This window comes from Microbacterium barkeri (assembly GCF_027921765.1).
GTDB classification, from domain to species: Bacteria; Actinomycetota; Actinomycetes; order Actinomycetales; family Microbacteriaceae; genus Microbacterium; species Microbacterium barkeri.
In genome coordinates this window covers 177,808-194,039 of sequence record NZ_BSEJ01000004.1, presented here as the reverse complement: position 1 = coordinate 194,039, position 16,232 = coordinate 177,808, and the positions used below count along the sequence as shown (strand labels likewise).

Genomic DNA, 16,232 nt, shown 5'->3' with positions numbered 1-16,232 from the left:
GACGCGGCCCCCGGCTTAGGCTTGCCGAGTCATGCCCGCCGCAGTCCACGCCGTCCTCGTCGCGCGCTCATCCCCGGAAGCCGTGAAGGTGCTCGGCCGCACCCTCGAGGCCGTCCGCTCGCAGACCCGTCCGGTCGACGCGCTCACGATCGTGGTGTGCGGTCCGATCGCTCCCGTGCGCGAGCTCGTGTCGGCGTCCGGCGCCGAGGGCGTGATCGAGGCGTCCGCCGCGACGCCGTTCGCGGCCGCCGTGGAGTTCGCGCTGCGACGCGTCACGCCCGGGGCGTCGGTCTGGCTGCTCGCCCATGACGCGACACCCGATGCCACCGCCCTCGCGGCCCTCGCGGGCGAGCTCGAGCGCGGGCCGTCGATTGCGATCGCCGCCCCCAAGCTCGTCGACGCGGACGACGTCGACCGCATCGTCTCCCTCGGGCAGAGCATGACCCGGTTCGGCCGCGCCGTCGAGCTCGCCGACGGCGAGTTCGATCAGGGGCAGTACGACGCGCTCGACGACGTGCTCGGCTCCGACATCCGCGGCGTTCTCGTCCGCGGCGAGGTCATCGCCGACCTCGTGCCCGATCGCGCGCTCCTCGGCGTCGACGAGGGCCTCGACCTCGGTGTGCGCGCGCACCTCGCCGGCCGGCGCGTCGCGCTCGTCCCGCGTGCCCGCGTCGCCGTGCCGAGACCGGCGCGGAAGCGGATGCGCGACGACTTCCTTCAGCGCACCGCCCAGCTGCATCGCCGACTCGCGTACGCGCCCGCCTGGGCCGTCCTGCTGCACTGGCTCTCCTTCCTGCCGCTCGCCCTGTGGAAGACGGCCGTCCAGCTCATCGCGAAGAACCCGGCCTTCGTGCCCGCCGAATGGGCGGCCGCGATCGTCGCGATGGCCCGGATCCCGGCCGTGGCGCGCTCGCGCGCGCGCATCCGCCGGACGCGCCGTGCCTCGTGGGCCGCGGTCGACGCCCTCCGGGCCACCCGCGAGAGCCTGCGCGAGCGACAGGCCTCGCACGACCATCCGATCGTCCGCCGCGAGCTGCGCTTCTTCAGCGGCGGCGGCGCGTGGGCCGTGCTCGCCGCCGGCGTCGTGAGCGTCATCGCCTTCCTCGCGCTCCTGTCCTGGCCGGGCGTCGCGGGCGGCGCTCTGCTGCCCCTCGCGCGCACCGTGTCGGGGCTGTGGGCCGAGGCCGCCTTCGGCCGCCGCGCGGTCGGGCTCGACGTCGTGTCGCCGGCCGACCCGTTCGCGGCCGTGACCGCCCTGCTGGGGTCGCTGTGGCCGGGCAGCCCGTCGTTCGCGCTGCTCGCGCTGTGGCTGCTCGCCCTCCCGCTGGCGGTGCTCGGGGCCTGGTTCGCCGCGACGCGCGTCACGGTGCGCTCGGGGCTGCGTGTCGTGATGGCGGCGCTGTGGGCGCTCGCCCCGAGCTTCCTCTCGGCGCTCGTCGACCCCCGTCCTGCGGCGGTCCTCGTGCACCTGCTCCTGCCGTGGCTGCTCTTCGCCGGCGCCGCGGCGCACCGGTCCTGGGGTGCTGCCGGCACCGCGTCGCTCCTGCTGGCCGCGGTCATCGCGTGCGCGCCGTCGCTGGCCCCTGCGCTCGTCGTCGTGTGGGCGCTCGGGCTCGTCCTGACCTGCGCGCTGCGCCCGCGGGGCATCGCGCGCGTCGTGTGGACGCTCGTCCCCAGCGCGGCGCTCGCGTTCCCTGTCGTCCTCGCGCAGCTCGATCGCGGGACGCCGTGGGCGCTGCTGGCCGATCCCGGGCGACCGTGGGCGGGACCCGTGCTCGCGGCCGATGAGCGCTGGCGGATCGCGCTGGGCTTCCCGACGTCCGACCCGGGCGGATGGGGAGGCTTCCTCGCCGGCCTCGGGCTCCCGGCCGAGACGTGGTGGGTGCCGATCCTGCTCGCGCCGGTCGCGCTCGCCGCGCTCGTCGCGCCGCTCACGCGCCGCTGGCGGGCGGGGATCGCGATGATCGTGATCGCCGTGCTCGGCCTCGCGACGGCCGGCGCTGCACTGTCCGTCCAGGTCGCGTGGGCGCAGTCGCAGCCCGTCGCCGTGTGGCCCGGTGCGGGGCTCAGCCTCGCGTGGCTCGGCCTCGTCGCGGCAGCGGTCATCGCCTTCGACGTCGGCTTCGCGCCGCGCGCGGTCCTGCGCGCCGCCGCGCTCGTCGCGACCGCGTGCGTGCTGCTGGCCGCCATCCCTTCGCTCACCGCCGTCCACCGCGGGCAGGCGGCGCTGCGCAGCGGAACCGACACGACCCTGCCCGCGTACGTCTCGGCGCAGGCCGCGATCGCCGAGGACGTCGCGACCCTCGTGCTCGCGCCCCAGCCCGACGGGGGCGTCGCGGCATCCGTCGTCTGGGGGGCGAGCGAGACGCTCGGCGGCCAGTCGACGCTGCAGTCCACGCAGCCCGCTCTCTCCGACGGCGACCGGCGCATCGCGGAGATCGCGACCGACCTCGTGGCCGGGTCCTCGGCCGACGCGACCGGGGCGCTCGCCGAGCGCGGCGTGGGATTCGTGCTGCTGGCCGCGGAGGGCCAGGACACCGACGCCGCGCGCGTGCTGCGCCTCTCCGCCGCGACCGCGATCGATCAGCGGGCCGGGCTCGTGCGCGTGGGGGAGACGCCGCGCGGCGTGCTCTGGAGCGTCGACGTCGATCGCGCGCCGCGACCGGCGATCTCGGACGACGACGCGCAGACCGCTCGGGGCATCGCGCTCATCCAGCTCATCGCGGTCGCCGTCGCGCTGCTGCTCGCCGTGCCGACGCCCGCGTCGCATCGCGCGGCTCGCCGGAAGCCGCGCGTGATCGCCGCCGAGTACGAGGAGGTCTCATGAGCAGGGCGACCGTGTCGGCCCGCATCGGCATCGGCGCCGTCGTCTCGGCGGCGGCGGCCGCCGCCGCGCTCGGCGTCGGAGTCGTCCCGTGGCCCGTCGTGGGAGGCGAGGCGCCTGCGGTCGACGTGGCGCCGGCGCCCGCTGAGACGGTGCTCGCGTGCGACGGCCCCCTGCTCGCGCTCGGGCGCTCGGCCGAGGACGCGAGCGGGCTCACCGCGGCCGCCGATCCGCGCGTTGTCTCGGGCAGCACGGCCGACGGCGAGCCCGAGCGCGTCGACCTCGCCGTCGCGGGCGTCGACGGAGCGGCCGTGCCCGTCTTCCGGCAGAGTCCGGACGGGCGCGAGGCGGTTCCGGTCGCGGCGGCCTCCTCGTTCGAGACCGACGACCTCGACCTCGGCGGCTTCGCGGCGTCGGAGTGCCGCCGACCCCTCATGGAGTCCTGGATCGTGGGGGGCGATGTCACCACGGGCTCCACGGGCATTCTCCTCATCGCGAACCCGACCGACGTCAACGCGGTCGTCGCGCTCGACGTCTTCGGCGTGGACGGCCGGCGCACGCCCGTCGGGTCCGACGCGATCGCCATCCCCGCGGGCGAGCAGGTGGCCATCCCGCTCGCCGGGATCGCCGAGGGCGAGGAGGCGCCGTCCGTCCGGGTGACCGCCGACGGCGCCCCCGTGCGCGTCACGCTGCAGTCGAGCCTTGTGCGCACGCTCGAGCCCGGCGGCATCGACCTGCAGCCATCCGTCGCGCCCGCACCGGTCCAGGCCATCCCCGGCATCAGCGTGACGCGCGAGGCGAGCGAGAGCGAGAACTCGGCGGGGCTCGTGCGGCTGCTCTCCACGTCGGACGCGACGGCGACCGTGACCGTGCTGCCCGAGGGCGGGGGATCGCCCGCGCGCGCGCCCGAGCAGGTCGCCCTGACCGCCGACCAGCCGATGTCGGTCGACATCGGCGGACTCCCCGAGGGGCGCTACACGGTGCTCGTCGAGTCGGATCAGCCGCTCGTCGCGGCGGCGTGGCAGGCGACGGGGTTCGGCGCGGGCTCCGACTACGCGTGGTACGCGGCGGCTCCCGCGCTCGATGCGCCGACCGCGTTCGCCGTCCCCGACGGTCCGGGCGCGCGCCTCAGCGTCTACAACCCCGGAGACGAGGACACCGCCGTCTCGATCACGCGCGGCGACGAGTCGCAGGCCCTCGAGGTGCCGGCGGGCGGCTTCGCCTCCGTCGAGCTCGCCGAGGCGGGCGTCTTCGTGCTCGACCCCGGCGGGTCGGCCGTGCACGCGTCGGTCGGGTTCGAGAGCGGGTCGGCCCTCGCCGGTCTCCCGGTCGAGCGCGATGCGGCCGCGCCGCAGGACGTCCGCGTCTACCCGTGACCGGTCAGAACCAGCGGTAGCGGTCGGGCGCGAGGTCCCACGGATCGCGGTCGAGGTAGTCGGCCGCCGCGCGGAAGACCGCGCCCTCGATCACGAGCCGGCGGTGGAAGTCGTCGGCGCGCGCGAGGCCGATCGAGCCGTGGATGCGGCTGAGCCGCTCGACGGGGATGCGGAAGAGGATGATCCGACGCGCCGCGCGGTCGATGCGCCACCGCGGGATGCCGTCCTCCGATGGCTCGACGGGAAGGCCGGCGATCTCGAAGCTCACGTCGCGCAGCTCGGGCCACGCCCCGCGCAGGTACTCGGCGGCCGAGCCGACGGCGACGTCGAACCGCTCGTAGCGGGTGTCGACGGGCGGCAGCGGAGGGCGCACGATCGAGCTGCGGCCCGTCCGACCGTGGCGGCCGTGCCGTGCCGTCGAGCGCCGCGCGACGGGACGGGGTGCGCGATTCCACCACTTCATGCCTCCCAGCTTAGGCTCGCGCGCTGCGCGTCGTCGCTGTCCGGCGCCGCGGCCTCGATAGGCTGTCCGGGATGCGCGAGAGACTGTGCTCGAAGGTGGGCTGCGCCCGCGAGGCCGTGACGACCATGACCTACGACTATGCCGACCAGATGGCGGCCGTCGGACCGCTCGGAGCGGGCGACGACCCGCACGCGCACGATCTCTGCGCGTTCCACACCGAGCGGCTGTCCGTCCCGCAGGGGTGGGTCGTCTTCCGCCACGAGACCCTGCGCGCCTAGCGCGCGCCCGGCCATCCCTATCCGGAGACGAGCCGCGGCGTTCCCGCCTCGTATTCGGTGAGTCCTCCGGTCTCGCCGGCCCTGGCCGCCCTCCGCCCCACGAAGAGCATGTAGAAGAGGAAGACGCCGAGCGCGAGCGCGCCGATGCCGATCTTGAGCCACCACGGCCAGGGCTGGCCGGTCACGAATCCCTCGACGACGCCCGACAGGGCGAGGGCGAACACGAGCCCGATGGCGATCGTCGCGAGCGAGAGCCCGGCGTCCGCGAGCGCGGCGAGCCGGGTGCGCGGGCCCGGCGCGACGAGCGCCCAGAAGATGTGGAGCCCGGCCGCGCCCGCGACGAAGATGCAGGTCATCTCGAGGAGACCGTGCGGGAGGATGTACAGCACGAACACGTCGCCCCGATCGAACGCGAACATGACGGCGGCCGCCGTCCCCAGTCCGACCGCGTTCTGCATGAGGACGTAGACGGGGAACACCCCCGTGACGCCGAACAGCACGCACTGCGCGGCGATCCACGCGTTGTTCGTCCACACCATGCCGGCGAACACGGCGGCCGGGTTCTCGGTGTAGTACTCGGTGAACTGCTCGCGCGCGTAGTGCTCGAGAGCGGCCTGCGGCCCCAGCGAGGCGACGAGGGCCGGGTCGCTCGAGACCCACGCCGCGACGAGGGCCACGACCGCGACGAAGAGGGCCGCGATGACGAGCGTCGTCCACCGGACGCGGTACAGGGCCGCGGGGAGCCGGAGGGCGAAGAACCGGGGAAGGGTCCGCAGGACGTTCTCCGGCGCGCCCGTCAGCCGCAGGCGGGCGCGCGACAGCATCGTCGAGACGTGGTCGCCCTGCGGCGTGCGCCCCGCACTCGTCTTGATGTCGGCGAGGTCCGCCGACGCCGCCTGGTAGCGGGCGACGAGCTCGTCGACCTCGGGGCCCGTGAGCCGACGGCTCTTCGAGAGCGCGTCGAGCCGCGCCCATTCGCGGGCGCGAGCGGCCGTGAGCGCGTCGAGGTTCACCTGATTAACTGTACGCATGTCGACGCCATCCGCTCCGGCGCGCGCCACGGTGCAGGCTGTCCGTGACGACGAGGTGCTCACGGGAGAGGCCGTCGCGCTCGACATCCAGCCGGTCGGGCTCGTGCTGCGCGCCACCGGCGCCCTCATCGACGTGGTCGTGTCGATCGGGCTCTACGTGCTCTTCGCGCTCGCCGTCTGGCGCCTGCTCGACCTCGGCGTCCTCGACGATGCCACGATGCGCATCGCGCTCGTCGTCATGCTCGTGATCGTGCTCGTCCTCCTGCCGACGACGGTCGAGACGCTCACGAAGGGGCGCAGCCTCGGCAAGCTCGTCGTCGGCGGTCGCGTCGTCCGCTCGGACGGCGGGGCGATCGGGTTCCGGCACGCGCTCATCCGCGCCCTGGTCGGCGTCTTCGAGACGTACATGACCGCCGGGGGGACGGCGCTCCTCGTCGGGATGTTCACGCCGCGCTCGCAGCGTCTCGGAGATCTCGTGGCCGGCACCTACGCCGAGCGCACCCGCACGCCGCGGCTGCCGCCCGCCGACTTCTCCCTCCCGGCGGGCATGGAGTCGTGGGCCGCGATCGCCGACGTCGGTCGGATGCCGGATCGGCTCGGGCGCCGCGTCTCGCAGTTCGTCGCGGGCGCTGGCCGGATGTTCCCCGCCGCGCGCGAACGCGTTGCATATGACCTCGCACGCGAGATCGCCCCGTTCGTCAGCCCGCTTCCGCCCGTGCCGCCCGAGATCCTGCTGCGCGCGGTCGTCGCCGCGCGGCGCGATCGGGAGCTGCGCGCCCTGGCTCTGCAGGACGAGCGCGTCGCCCGGCTCGCCCGCTGACGTCGGCTCAGCGGCGATCGAGGAAGATCAGGCGGCAGGCGAAGCCGGCGAGCACGGCGCCCACGAGCGGGAAGACGAGGAACGGCCACAGCTGCGCGAGCGCCGCGCCGCCGCCGTAGACGGCGGTCGCGATCGAGCGGGCAGGGTTGACGGACGCGCCGTCGACGACGATGCCGACGAGGTGGATGAGCGCGAGCGCGAGGCCGATCGCGCCCGGAGCGAGCGCCGTGCCGCGCTCGGGGTGGGTCGCCCCGAGGACGACGAGGACGAGCACCGCCGTCAGCACGACCTCGGCGATGATCGCGGCCGGGAGGTCGAACCCGCCCGGCGACCGCTCGCCCCAGCCGTTGCTCGCGAACCCTCCGTTCTGCGCGGCCTCGAGCCATCCGGCGGGCCCGAACAGGCCGATCAGCACGAGGAGGGTCGTCGCGACCGCACCGCCGATCACCTGGACGAGGGCGTACTTCCACACCTCCGCCCACGGGAACCGTCCTGCCACGGCGAGGCCCAGGGTGACCGCGGGATTGAAGTGCGCACCCGAGACGCCCGCGAACGCGGCGGCGCCCACCGCGGCGGAGAGGCCGAAGGCCGCCGCGGTGGCGAGGTACACGATGCCCGGTGCGAACGCGTCGCCCGCGTCGGCGAGATGCGCCGCGAACAGGGCCGTGCCGACGCCGCCGAACACGAGGAGGAAGGTCCCGACGGCCTCGGCCATGAGGCGCGCAGCGGGCGTCGTCGGGGCGGGGGAGGTGCTCTCGGACATGACATCCTCTCGGGCGGATGGTCTGCTCTCGCTTGCATCGTGGCACACGGTGCCGAGGAGCGGGGCAGGGCGCGTGCACGGCGGGGGACACGCCGGGAGCGGCCCTTGTTTTGAAGAGTTCAAAACGATGGCTAGCATGGACGACGTGACCCTCACCCCGCCCGCCCCCGACGCCGAGGCCGCCATCCGCGCCGTCGGGCTGCGCGTGACGACTCCGCGACGAGCCGTCTACACGGCCCTCGCGACGATGCCGCATGCGCGCGCCGACGAGGTGTTCGACCGCGTGCGCGACACCGTGCCGGGCACGAGCCTGCAGGCCGTGTACAACGTCCTCGGCGACTTCGTCGAGGCCGGACTCGCGCGGCGCATCGAGCCGAGCGGTCAGCCGGGCCTCTTCGAGCTGCGCGTCGGCGACAACCACCACCACGTCGTGTGCACGTCGTGCGGACGCGTCGACGACATCGACTGCGTGCAGGGGGCGGCCCCGTGCCTGCACCCCGCTCACGAGACCGGCTTCCGCATCCAGGTCGCCGAGGTGACGTTCTGGGGCGTGTGCCCCGACTGCGACGCCTCGTCCGGCGACACCTGACCGACCCCTCCTTCCGCGAACGAAAGGACATCCATGAGCAGCGACACGATCACGGGCTGCCCCGTCATCCACGACGGCTCCGCCGACGACACGACCCGCCTGCCCGCGGCCGACCTGCCGGCGAGCGAGCCGCGCGCCGACCTCGTCCACCCGACCCAGGGCGACCCGAACCGGGAATGGTGGCCCGAGCGCCTGAACCTCAAGCTGCTCGCGAAGAACCCCGCGGTCTCCGACCCGTTCGCGGATGAGGACTTCGACTACGCGGCGGCCTTCCAGTCCCTCGACCTCGCCGCGGTGAAGGCCGACATCGCGGAGACGCTCACGACCTCGCAGCCCTGGTGGCCCGCCGACTTCGGCCACTACGGCCCGCTCATCGTGCGCATGGCATGGCACAGCGCCGGCACCTACCGGGCGACGGACGGCCGCGGCGGTGCGGGAGCCGGACAGCAGCGCTTCGCTCCGCTGAACAGCTGGCCTGACAACGCGAACCTCGACAAGGCGCGCCGCATCCTCTGGCCCGTGAAGAAGAAGTACGGCAAGAGCCTGTCGTGGGCCGACCTGATGATCCTCGCCGGCAACGTCGCGCTCGAGACGATGGGCCTGAAGACGTTCGGCTTCGCCGGTGGCCGCGCCGACGTCTGGGAGCCGGACGACGACGTGTACTGGGGCGCCGAGAAGATCTGGCTCGGAAGCGACAAGCGCTTCTCGGGCGACCGCGAGCTCGAGAAGCCGCTCGCGGCGACGCACATGGGCCTCATCTACGTGAACCCCGAGGGCCCCGAGGGCGTGCCGGACCCGCTCGCCGCGGCCGACGACATCCGCACCACCTTCCGCCGCATGGGCATGGAGGACGACGAGACCGTCGCCCTCATCGCGGGCGGTCACACGTTCGGCAAGACGCACGGCGCCGCACCCGACACGCACGTGGGCGACAACCCCGAGGCCGCGGGCCTCGAGGAGCAGGGCCTCGGCTGGAAGAGCTCGCACGGCTCGGGCAAGGGCGACGACACGATCACGTCGGGTCTCGAGGTCACGTGGACCTACCACCCGACCCGCTGGGACAACGAGTTCTTCCACATCCTCTTCGGCTACGAGTGGGAGCTCATGGAGAGCCCCGCCGGCGCCAAGCAGTGGCGACCGAAGAACGGCGGCGGCAGCGACATGGTTCCGCTCGCGCACTCGGACGGCAAGCGCGAGCCGCGCATGCTGACGACCGACCTCGCCCTGCGCGAGGACCCGTCGTTCCGCGAGATCTCGCTGCGCTTCCGCGACGACCAGGACGCCTTCAGCGACGCGTTCGCCCGTGCGTGGTTCAAGCTCACGCACCGCGACATGGGCCCGAAGGCCCGCTACCTCGGCCCCGAGGTGCCCGCCGAGGACCTCATCTGGCAGGACCCGCTCCCCGCGGTGGACCACGAGCTCATCGACGCGGCGGACGCCGTCGTACTCAAGGAGCAGATCCTCGCGTCGGGCCTCACGGTGGCCGAGCTCGTCTCGACGACCTGGGCCGCCGCTTCGACCTTCCGCGGCGGCGACAAGCGCGGCGGCGTCAACGGCGCGCGCATCCGCCTCGCCCCGCAGAAGGACTGGGACGTCAACAACCCCGAGCAGCTCGCGAAGGTGATCGGCGTGCTCGAGGGCATCCAGGCCTCGTTCAACGCCGCGCAGACGGGCGACAAGCGGGTGTCGCTCGCCGACCTCATCGTGCTCGCGGGCAACGCGGGTGTCGAGAAGGCCGCGGCGGACGCCGGCGTCGAGGTGCGGGTCCCCTTCCACGCGGGTCGCACCGACGCCACGCAGGAGCAGACCGACGTTGCGTCGTTCGGCTACCTCGAGCCCATCGCCGACGGCTTCCGCAACTACACCGGACCCGACGCGACGCTCCCCGCGGAGTACCTCCTCATCGACAAGGCGAACCTCCTCACGCTGAGCGCGCCCGAGATGACGGTCCTCGTCGGCGGGCTGCGCGTGCTCGGCGCCAACTGGGACGGCTCGCCGTACGGCGTGTTCACCGACCGCCCCGGCACGCTCACGAACGACTTCTTCGTGAACCTGCTCGACCTCGGCAAGACGTGGCGTCCGCTCGACCCGGGCAAGCACGCGTTCGAGGCCACGGACGACGTCACGGGCGAGGTCTTCGGCCGCGGCACGCGCGTCGACCTCGTGTTCGGCTCGAACTCGGAGCTGCGCGCGCTCGCCGAGGTCTACGCGAGCGACGACGCGCACGAGAAGTTCGTGCGCGACTTCGTGAAGGCGTGGACGAAGGTCACGGAGCTCGACCGCTTCGACCTGGCCTGAGCCCCGCCGCGGAGCGGCCCGTCCCCGTTGGGGGCGGGCCGCTCCGCCGTGTCCGGGGTCCGGAGCGGGGTTCTTGCCGCGAAGGGTCGGTGTGGGATGGCGGTGGCGACCGTTCGGGGCAAGGGCCGGGGGATGGGGCCCGGGGCAAGGGGCCCGGGGCAAGGGCCCGGGCGGCGGCGCCGCGAGGGCGGCCGGCCCCCGGTCGCGGGTGTCCCTACAGGCGCCCGGCCCGCTTGAGCGCGAGGTACCGGTCGGCGACGAGCGGCGGGAGGTCGTCCGGTGACGCCGAGATGGCGTCGGCGCCGGCCCGCTCGATCGCCCGCGCCACGCGCCGCGCGGCCGAGAGCCCGGCCTCGGCGGCGGCTGCGCGGTACACGGCGTCGGCCGACCCCCGCTCGCGCGCCGCGCTCTCGAGGGTCGTGTCGGTGGCGGCGCCGACGAGCACGACCGTGCCGCGACGCGCCGCCGACGGGAGGACGCCGAGGAACGCGCGCGAGGCGTCGACGGACTCCTGGGCCGTGAGCAGCACGAGCAGCGACGGGTGCGGGGCGAGCCGGCGCGCCTGCGCGAGCGCGGCATCCCAGTCGGTGTCGATGAGCTGGGCGTCCACGGGAGCGAGGGCGTCGACGAGTGCGGGCAGGAGCGCCGGCCCCTCGACGCCCGTGACGCGCGCGCGCACGACCCTGTCGAACGCGACGAGATGCACGTGGTCTCCCGCGCGCTGCGCGAGCGCCGACAGGAGGAGCGCGGCCTCGAACGCCGCCTCGAGACGCGTGCTGTCTCCGACGCGCGCAGCGGACGTCCGGCCCGTGTCGATCACGATGACGACGTGGCGGTCGCGCTCGGGTCGCCACGTGCGGAGCATGGTCGTCGACGCGCGGGCCGTGGCCCGCCAGTCGATCGAGCGCACGTCGTCCCCGCGCACGTACTCGCGGAGCGAGTCGAACTCGGTGCCCTGACCGCGGACCTGGATGCTCGTGTTGCCGTCGAGCTCGCGCAGCCGCGCGACGCGGCTCGCGAGGTGGCGGCGGCTGTGGAAGGGCGGCAGGACGCGGATGGCTCCCGGAGCCGCGATCACGGCCTGGCGCCCCGCCATGCCCAGCGGGCCCGCGCTGCGCACGGCGACGAACGCGGAGCGCAGCTCGCCGCGCCGCCGGGGGAGGAGCGGGACGCGGTAGGCCCGGGACTCGCCGGGCGGCACGTCGATCGCCAGGCGCTCGGCGGGAGCCCCCGCGGTCGGCTGCCACGCGTCCCGCGCGCGCCCGCGCAGGCGGCGCTGGCCCGTGTTCACGAGGCGGACGAGGGCAGACGCCGGCTCGCCCAGCCGGACGCGGGCCGGGGCCTCGCGCAGCACGCGGAGGGCGCGCGGGTCGGCCGCGGCGGCGACGTCGGCGACGAGCACCGCCGCGCACACGACGAGCCACATCGCGAGCACGGCCCATGGCGCCGAGCCGCCCAGCAGGACGACGGGCACGATCCCGCAGCCCACGAGCACGGCGAAGCGGCCGGTCAGGTACATGGCGACCTCCGCGCGCTCAGAGCGGCACCGGCGTCTGCTGCAGCACCGAGGTCAGCACGGCCTCGACCGAGACGCCCTCGATCTCGGCGTCGGCTCGGAGGCGGATGCGGTGTCGCCACACGGGCACGATCATCGCCTGCACGTGATCGGGCGTGATCGCGGGGTAGCCGCCGAGCCAGGCCCATGCCTTGGCCGCCGCCAGCAGAGCGGTCGCCGCGCGCGGGCTCGCGCCCAGCTGCACGGAGGGGCTCTGCCGGGTCGCGCGCGCGAGGTCGACGATGTAGGCGAGCACGTCGTCGGTGACCGTCACCGCCTCGACCGCCCGCTGCGCGGACGCGATGTCGGATGCCGTCACGACCGCCTCGACCCCGTCGAGCGCGCGCGGCGAGAACCCGTCGGCGTGGCGGCGGAGCACGGCGACCTCGGCATCGCGCGCGGGCACCTCGACGACGAGCTTCATGAGGAAGCGGTCGAGCTGCGCTTCCGGCAGCGTGTACGTGCCCTCGTGCTCGATCGGGTTCTGGGTCGCCGCCACGAGGAACGGGGCCGGCAGCGGGCGCGTGACGCCGTCGGTCGAGACCTGCCGCTCCTCCATCGCCTCGAGCAGGGCGGCCTGGGTCTTCGGAGGTGTGCGGTTGATCTCGTCGGCGAGGAGGATGTGCGTGAACACCGGGCCCTCGCGGAACTCGAACTCGCCCGAGCGGGCGTCGTAGATGAGCGAGCCGGACACGTCGCCCGGCATGAGGTCGGGCGTGAACTGGACGCGCTTGGTGTCGAGGCCCAGGGCCCGGCTGAAGGTGCGCACGAGGAGCGTCTTCGCGACGCCGGGCACGCCCTCGAGCAGCACGTGGCCGCGGGCGAGCAGCGCGATGAGCAGGCCGCTCACGGCGCCGTCCTGGCCGACGACGGCCTTGCCGATCTCCTGGCGCACGCGCCCCATCGCCTCGCGGAGCGCCGCGGGATCGCCGTTCGGGGTCTCGGTCACGATGGTGTCCTTTCGGTGCGGACGGCCGCGTCGACGGCCGTCTCGAGGTCGTGGAGGCGCTCGCCGAAGGCCACGAGCGATGCGTCGTCGTGGGGCTCGGCGAGCAGGATGCCGCGCACGGCGTCGGCGCGTGCGCGCAGGCGGATGGCCGCGGCGTCGGCGACCTCGGCGGGCGGCGCGGTGCGAGGCAGGCCGAGTCGCACGGCCATCCGGGCGGATGCCCCCGCGCGCAGCAGCCGGGCGGCGTGCGCGGCGTCGGATGCGCGCGCGTAGAGCCGCGCGCGCCCCTCGAGGGTCTCATTCGCGCGCACCGTGACCGGCAGATCCTCCGCGACGAGCGGGCCGAAGCGCCGGCCCCGCCAGATGCCGGCCGCGAGAGCGGCGAGTGCGGCGGCGACGATCGCGGGGGTGACCCACGCCGGCGTGAGCTCGCCGAGCGTCGCGGGGGCCGTGCTCGCGGCGTCGGCGATGCGGGGCAGGTACCAGACGAGCTCGTCGCGCGCCGCGAGGAGCCCAAGCGCGAGCGCCGCGTTCCCCTCGCGGTCGAGGTGCTCGTTGACGAGCAGAGACGCGCCGTCGACCGCGGACACCGTACGGCCGTCGCCCTCCTGCTGCAGGAGGGCGAACCCGCTGTCGGCGACCGGGTAGCAGGCGACGTCGGCGCCGCCGCGGTCGTACGCCTCTCCGGGCACGACATCGCCTGCGTTCACGGCGACCTCGAGCCCGCAGGACGGCGCGGCGGGCGTGCCGTCGCCGAAGGCCTGGAAGCCGGAGGAGGCGAACAGGATGCGGAGATCGCGCGAGGTCGGCGCGAGGAGCACGGTGTCGCCCGCCTGCGCCACGAGCCGCTCGACGTCGTCGTCGGCGAGCGGGGCCGTCGAGCCGAGTGCGAGCCCTGTTCCGTCGTCGACCGCGTCGAGCGCCTCGTCGAGGCTCGACACGATGACGACGTCGACGTCCAGGCGCTCCTCGAGCAGCCGGGTGACGGCGAGTGCGCCGTCCGGGCCCGCGGACTCCGCGTCGAGCGCCGGCCGCTGCGACCATTCGCGACCCGCGACGAGCACGAGCACGAGGCCGAACACGACGAACCCGGCGACGAGGGCGATCCAGCCGAGGGCGCGCCGGCCGCGGCGCGCGGGTGCGGCTTCCGGCGCGCTCTCCCGGAGCTCGGTCATCCGAGAACCCCCTCGCGCAGGCGCGCGGGGCGCGCGGCCGAGATCGCGTCGTCGAGCTGCGCGACGGCGGCGTACATCTCGGCGGTGCCCTCGCGGCGCAGGTAGCGCACGTCGTCGAACGCTGCGGCGGCCCGCGATAGCGCGTCCGCGTGAGCGGGGAACGGCGCCTTCGCGAGCACGGCGAAGCGCTGGGCGGTCGTGCCGGGGGGAGCATCGAGGAGGTCGCGTTCCTCGAGCGACCGTGCGAGCGCGCGGAACCGGTCGACCACGGCGCCGGTCCAGTCGCCCGCTTCGGCTCGGCGAGCCGCTGAGGCGCGGAGCTCCGCCGCCGCGCGGTGCTCGTCCTCGCCGAACAGCAGCGCCGAGCGCGACGGCGCGCGATGCGCGGAGCGGGGGCGACCCCAGATGAGGAAGGCGCACACGACGACGATCGCGATGACGCCGGTGACGACGATCGCGAGGAGCGGGTTCCATTCGGCGCCGAGCTCGGTGTCGAAGAGCCGCGCGAAGAAGTCGGCGATCGCCCCGGCGATGCGGTCGAGGAGAGTCGGCTGGGCGGCGTCGTAGACCGGGTCGCCGAGCTCGTCCTCGGCCCAGTCGCGGGCCTCGTCGCCGTCCGGCAGGGTCGCGAGGACGAGCCGGAGCGCGCCGGTCGCGAGCTGCGCGCCCGTCACGAGCCGTCCGCGGCGTCCGTCCGCCCCGCGTCGGGCGCCGAGCCGGTGTCGACGGGACGCGCGTACGGCGGGGCGGTCGGGCGCTCGGCCGATGCCGGGGCGCCGGACGCGTCGGGAGTGCGCTCCGACGGCGCCGGCTGTCCGGAGGTCGGCGCGTACTGCCCGTATTGCGGGGCCGGCTGCCCGTACTGCGGCGCCGGCTGACCGTACTGGGGTGCGTACTGGCCGTACTGCGGTGCCGGCTGTCCGTATTGGGGTGCGTACTGCCCGTACTGCGGTGCCGGCTGCCCGTACTGCGGAGCCGGCTGCCCGTACGGCGGCTGCGCGCCGTAGGGCGCGGCGGGAGAGCCGTACGCGGGGCCCGCGTATGCGGGCCAGGACGCCCGCACCGGCGCGACCGCGTCGGGGTCGAAGGCGTAGGGGTCGTCGAGGTCGGTGCGGCCGCTGTCGCGGCGCTCGACGTAGGACTGCATCCGCAGGTCGATGCCCTCGCGGCGCATGCGCGCGTCGATGTAGACGAGCGCCGACGACGTCGCCTGCACGACCACCGTCACCGACGAGATGACGAGCGTCACGATCTGGCTCGCGGCGATCGCGAGCACGAAGCCGATCCCGGCGGCCGCGTCGGGAGACCCCGTCGGGGCGAAGATGCTCGACATCGCGGAGCCGAGGAAGGTGAACGGCATGCCCACGACGTACGAGGCGGTGTTCATGATCAGGCCGATGAGCACGATGATGCCGAACGTGGGCCAGAACCGGCCGCGCGTGAGCTGCCACGAGCGGCGGATGCCGCCGATCACCGTCGCGTGCTCGAGGATGATCGCGCTCGGCACGACGAAGAGCTTCGTGCCGAGCCACGCGTACAGCACGATCGCCGCCAGCGCGGCGAGCACCCCGTAGACCACGGCCATCCAGATCTCGACCGAGCCGAGTGCGAACCCGACCGCGATGAGGACGCCGACGGCGACGGAGACGGCGATCGTGACAAGGGCGTAGTACCCGATCAGACGCCACACGACCGGGCGCACCCGGCGCCAGATCGCGCCGAGCGTCGCGCGCCCGCCGAGCGCGGCGTGGGCGACCTCGCCCACGACGACCGCCTGGACGATGATGCCGAGGACGCTCATCACGAGCGCGACGCCGATCGTCGTGAGAACGGCGATGAGCGTCGAGCCGGCCGCGATGAGGCCGAAGTCGTCGGAGAACTCGTTCACGGTGTCGAGGCGCGACATCGCCGCGTACGTGACCCAGCCGATCACGACGACCCCGACGATCGACGCAGCCAGCTGCACGACCATCGCGAAGCCCAGGAGCACGCGGGGGTTGCCGCGCAGGGCGGAGAAGGACCTGCCGAGGATCGTGCCGAACCCGAGCGGCTGGAGCGGGATGAGCCCGCCCCGCGGCGCCGGCGTCCACGACGGTTCTGCGGTCACGTCG

General features: G+C 74.5%; 14 protein-coding genes. 6 read left to right on the top strand and 8 right to left on the bottom strand.

Features of this window, described 5'->3' with window-relative positions:
* Positions 1–31: 31 nt before the first annotated feature.
* Both PKE79_RS06340 and PKE79_RS06335 read left to right on the top strand, forming a co-directional pair.
* A complete protein-coding gene (locus PKE79_RS06340; RefSeq protein ID WP_271172826.1) occupies positions 32–2,827 on the top strand; it encodes a glycosyltransferase in 2,796 nt (931 codons plus the stop codon).
* The gene (locus PKE79_RS06335) at positions 2,824–4,200 is read left to right on the top strand and encodes a DUF5719 family protein (RefSeq protein ID WP_271172825.1); all 1,377 of its coding nucleotides are present in this window, start codon (positions 2,824–2,826) and stop codon (positions 4,198–4,200) included. Before PKE79_RS06340 ends, PKE79_RS06335 begins: the two co-directional genes overlap by 4 nt.
* Positions 4,201–4,204: 4 nt before the next feature.
* On the opposite strand, the gene PKE79_RS06330 is transcribed toward PKE79_RS06335, so the two are convergent.
* Complete coding sequence (locus PKE79_RS06330) at positions 4,205–4,663, bottom strand: hypothetical protein (RefSeq protein ID WP_271172824.1); 459 nt, start codon at positions 4,661–4,663, stop codon at positions 4,205–4,207.
* 71 nt (positions 4,664–4,734) lie between these two features.
* On the opposite strand from PKE79_RS06330, the gene PKE79_RS06325 reads away from it, so the two are divergent.
* Positions 4,735–4,941 carry a DUF3499 family protein gene (locus PKE79_RS06325; protein ID WP_271172823.1) on the top strand — a complete coding sequence of 69 codons (207 nt, stop codon included), beginning with the start codon at positions 4,735–4,737 and terminating at the stop codon, positions 4,939–4,941.
* A gap of 17 nt (positions 4,942–4,958) precedes the next feature.
* Here the strand turns inward: PKE79_RS06325 and PKE79_RS06320 are convergent, their stop codons facing one another.
* Positions 4,959–5,954: a stage II sporulation protein M gene (locus PKE79_RS06320; RefSeq protein WP_271172866.1), complete on the bottom strand. Its 996-nt coding sequence runs from the start codon at positions 5,952–5,954 to the stop codon at positions 4,959–4,961.
* Positions 5,955–5,970: 16 nt separating this feature from the next.
* Between PKE79_RS06320 and PKE79_RS06315 the strand changes: the two genes are divergently transcribed.
* Positions 5,971–6,792 (top strand): RDD family protein, encoded by an 822-nt coding sequence (locus PKE79_RS06315; RefSeq protein WP_271172822.1) that lies wholly within the window; start codon positions 5,971–5,973, stop codon positions 6,790–6,792.
* 7 nt (positions 6,793–6,799) lie between these two features.
* Here the strand turns inward: PKE79_RS06315 and PKE79_RS06310 are convergent, their stop codons facing one another.
* Entirely contained in the window at positions 6,800–7,555 is a 756-nt protein-coding gene (locus PKE79_RS06310) for an aquaporin (protein ID WP_271172821.1), read from the bottom strand.
* Positions 7,556–7,682: 127 nt separating this feature from the next.
* On the opposite strand from PKE79_RS06310, the gene PKE79_RS06305 reads away from it, so the two are divergent.
* Both PKE79_RS06305 and katG read left to right on the top strand, forming a co-directional pair.
* Positions 7,683–8,144, top strand: coding sequence for a Fur family transcriptional regulator (locus tag PKE79_RS06305; RefSeq protein WP_374727739.1), 462 nt, complete (start codon positions 7,683–7,685; stop codon positions 8,142–8,144).
* A 33-nt stretch (positions 8,145–8,177) separates the two neighbouring features.
* On the top strand, positions 8,178–10,442 hold the full coding sequence (gene katG / locus PKE79_RS06300) for a catalase/peroxidase HPI (protein WP_271172819.1): 2,265 nt from the start codon (positions 8,178–8,180) through the stop codon (positions 10,440–10,442).
* A gap of 214 nt (positions 10,443–10,656) precedes the next feature.
* Here katG and PKE79_RS06295 read toward each other — a convergent pair whose 3' ends face one another.
* From PKE79_RS06295 to PKE79_RS06275, 5 genes are read right to left on the bottom strand one after another with little or no spacing between them, the layout of a single operon-like run.
* Positions 10,657–11,961 (bottom strand): DUF58 domain-containing protein, encoded by a 1,305-nt coding sequence (locus PKE79_RS06295; RefSeq protein ID WP_271172818.1) that lies wholly within the window; start codon positions 11,959–11,961, stop codon positions 10,657–10,659.
* Between the two features lie 16 nt (positions 11,962–11,977).
* Positions 11,978–12,901, bottom strand: coding sequence for an AAA family ATPase (locus tag PKE79_RS06290; RefSeq protein ID WP_271172865.1), 924 nt, complete (start codon positions 12,899–12,901; stop codon positions 11,978–11,980).
* A gap of 41 nt (positions 12,902–12,942) precedes the next feature.
* Positions 12,943–14,121 (bottom strand): DUF4350 domain-containing protein, encoded by a 1,179-nt coding sequence (locus tag PKE79_RS06285; protein ID WP_271172817.1) that lies wholly within the window; start codon positions 14,119–14,121, stop codon positions 12,943–12,945.
* Entirely contained in the window at positions 14,118–14,795 is a 678-nt protein-coding gene (locus PKE79_RS06280) for a DUF4129 domain-containing protein (RefSeq protein ID WP_271172816.1), read from the bottom strand. The genes PKE79_RS06285 and PKE79_RS06280 overlap by 4 nt, the downstream gene beginning before the upstream one ends.
* Positions 14,792–16,228, bottom strand: a complete 1,437-nt coding sequence (locus PKE79_RS06275; RefSeq protein WP_271172815.1) for a DUF7847 domain-containing protein — start codon at positions 16,226–16,228, stop codon at positions 14,792–14,794. Before PKE79_RS06275 ends, PKE79_RS06280 begins: the two co-directional genes overlap by 4 nt.
* Positions 16,229–16,232: the final 4 nt, after the last annotated feature.

Bases quoted from the DNA above. Each gene is read 5' to 3' on its own strand.
- PKE79_RS06290 (WP_271172865.1), bottom strand. From the start codon at position 12,901: ATGGGGCGCGTGCGCCAGGAGATCGGCAAGGCCGTCGTCGGCCAGGAC.
- PKE79_RS06330 (WP_271172824.1), bottom strand. From the start codon at position 4,663: ATGAAGTGGTGGAATCGCGCACCCCGTCCCGTCGCGCGGCGCTCGACG.
- PKE79_RS06340 (WP_271172826.1), top strand. From the start codon at position 32: ATGCCCGCCGCAGTCCACGCCGTCCTCGTCGCGCGCTCATCCCCGGAA.
- PKE79_RS06315 (WP_271172822.1), top strand. From the start codon at position 5,971: ATGTCGACGCCATCCGCTCCGGCGCGCGCCACGGTGCAGGCTGTCCGT.
- PKE79_RS06335 (WP_271172825.1), top strand. From the start codon at position 2,824: ATGAGCAGGGCGACCGTGTCGGCCCGCATCGGCATCGGCGCCGTCGTC.
- PKE79_RS06310 (WP_271172821.1), bottom strand. From the start codon at position 7,555: ATGTCCGAGAGCACCTCCCCCGCCCCGACGACGCCCGCTGCGCGCCTC.
- PKE79_RS06325 (WP_271172823.1), top strand. From the start codon at position 4,735: ATGCGCGAGAGACTGTGCTCGAAGGTGGGCTGCGCCCGCGAGGCCGTG.
- katG (WP_271172819.1), top strand. From the start codon at position 8,178: ATGAGCAGCGACACGATCACGGGCTGCCCCGTCATCCACGACGGCTCC.
- PKE79_RS06295 (WP_271172818.1), bottom strand. From the start codon at position 11,961: ATGTACCTGACCGGCCGCTTCGCCGTGCTCGTGGGCTGCGGGATCGTG.
- PKE79_RS06285 (WP_271172817.1), bottom strand. From the start codon at position 14,121: ATGACCGAGCTCCGGGAGAGCGCGCCGGAAGCCGCACCCGCGCGCCGC.
- PKE79_RS06305 (WP_374727739.1), top strand. From the start codon at position 7,683: ATGGCTAGCATGGACGACGTGACCCTCACCCCGCCCGCCCCCGACGCC.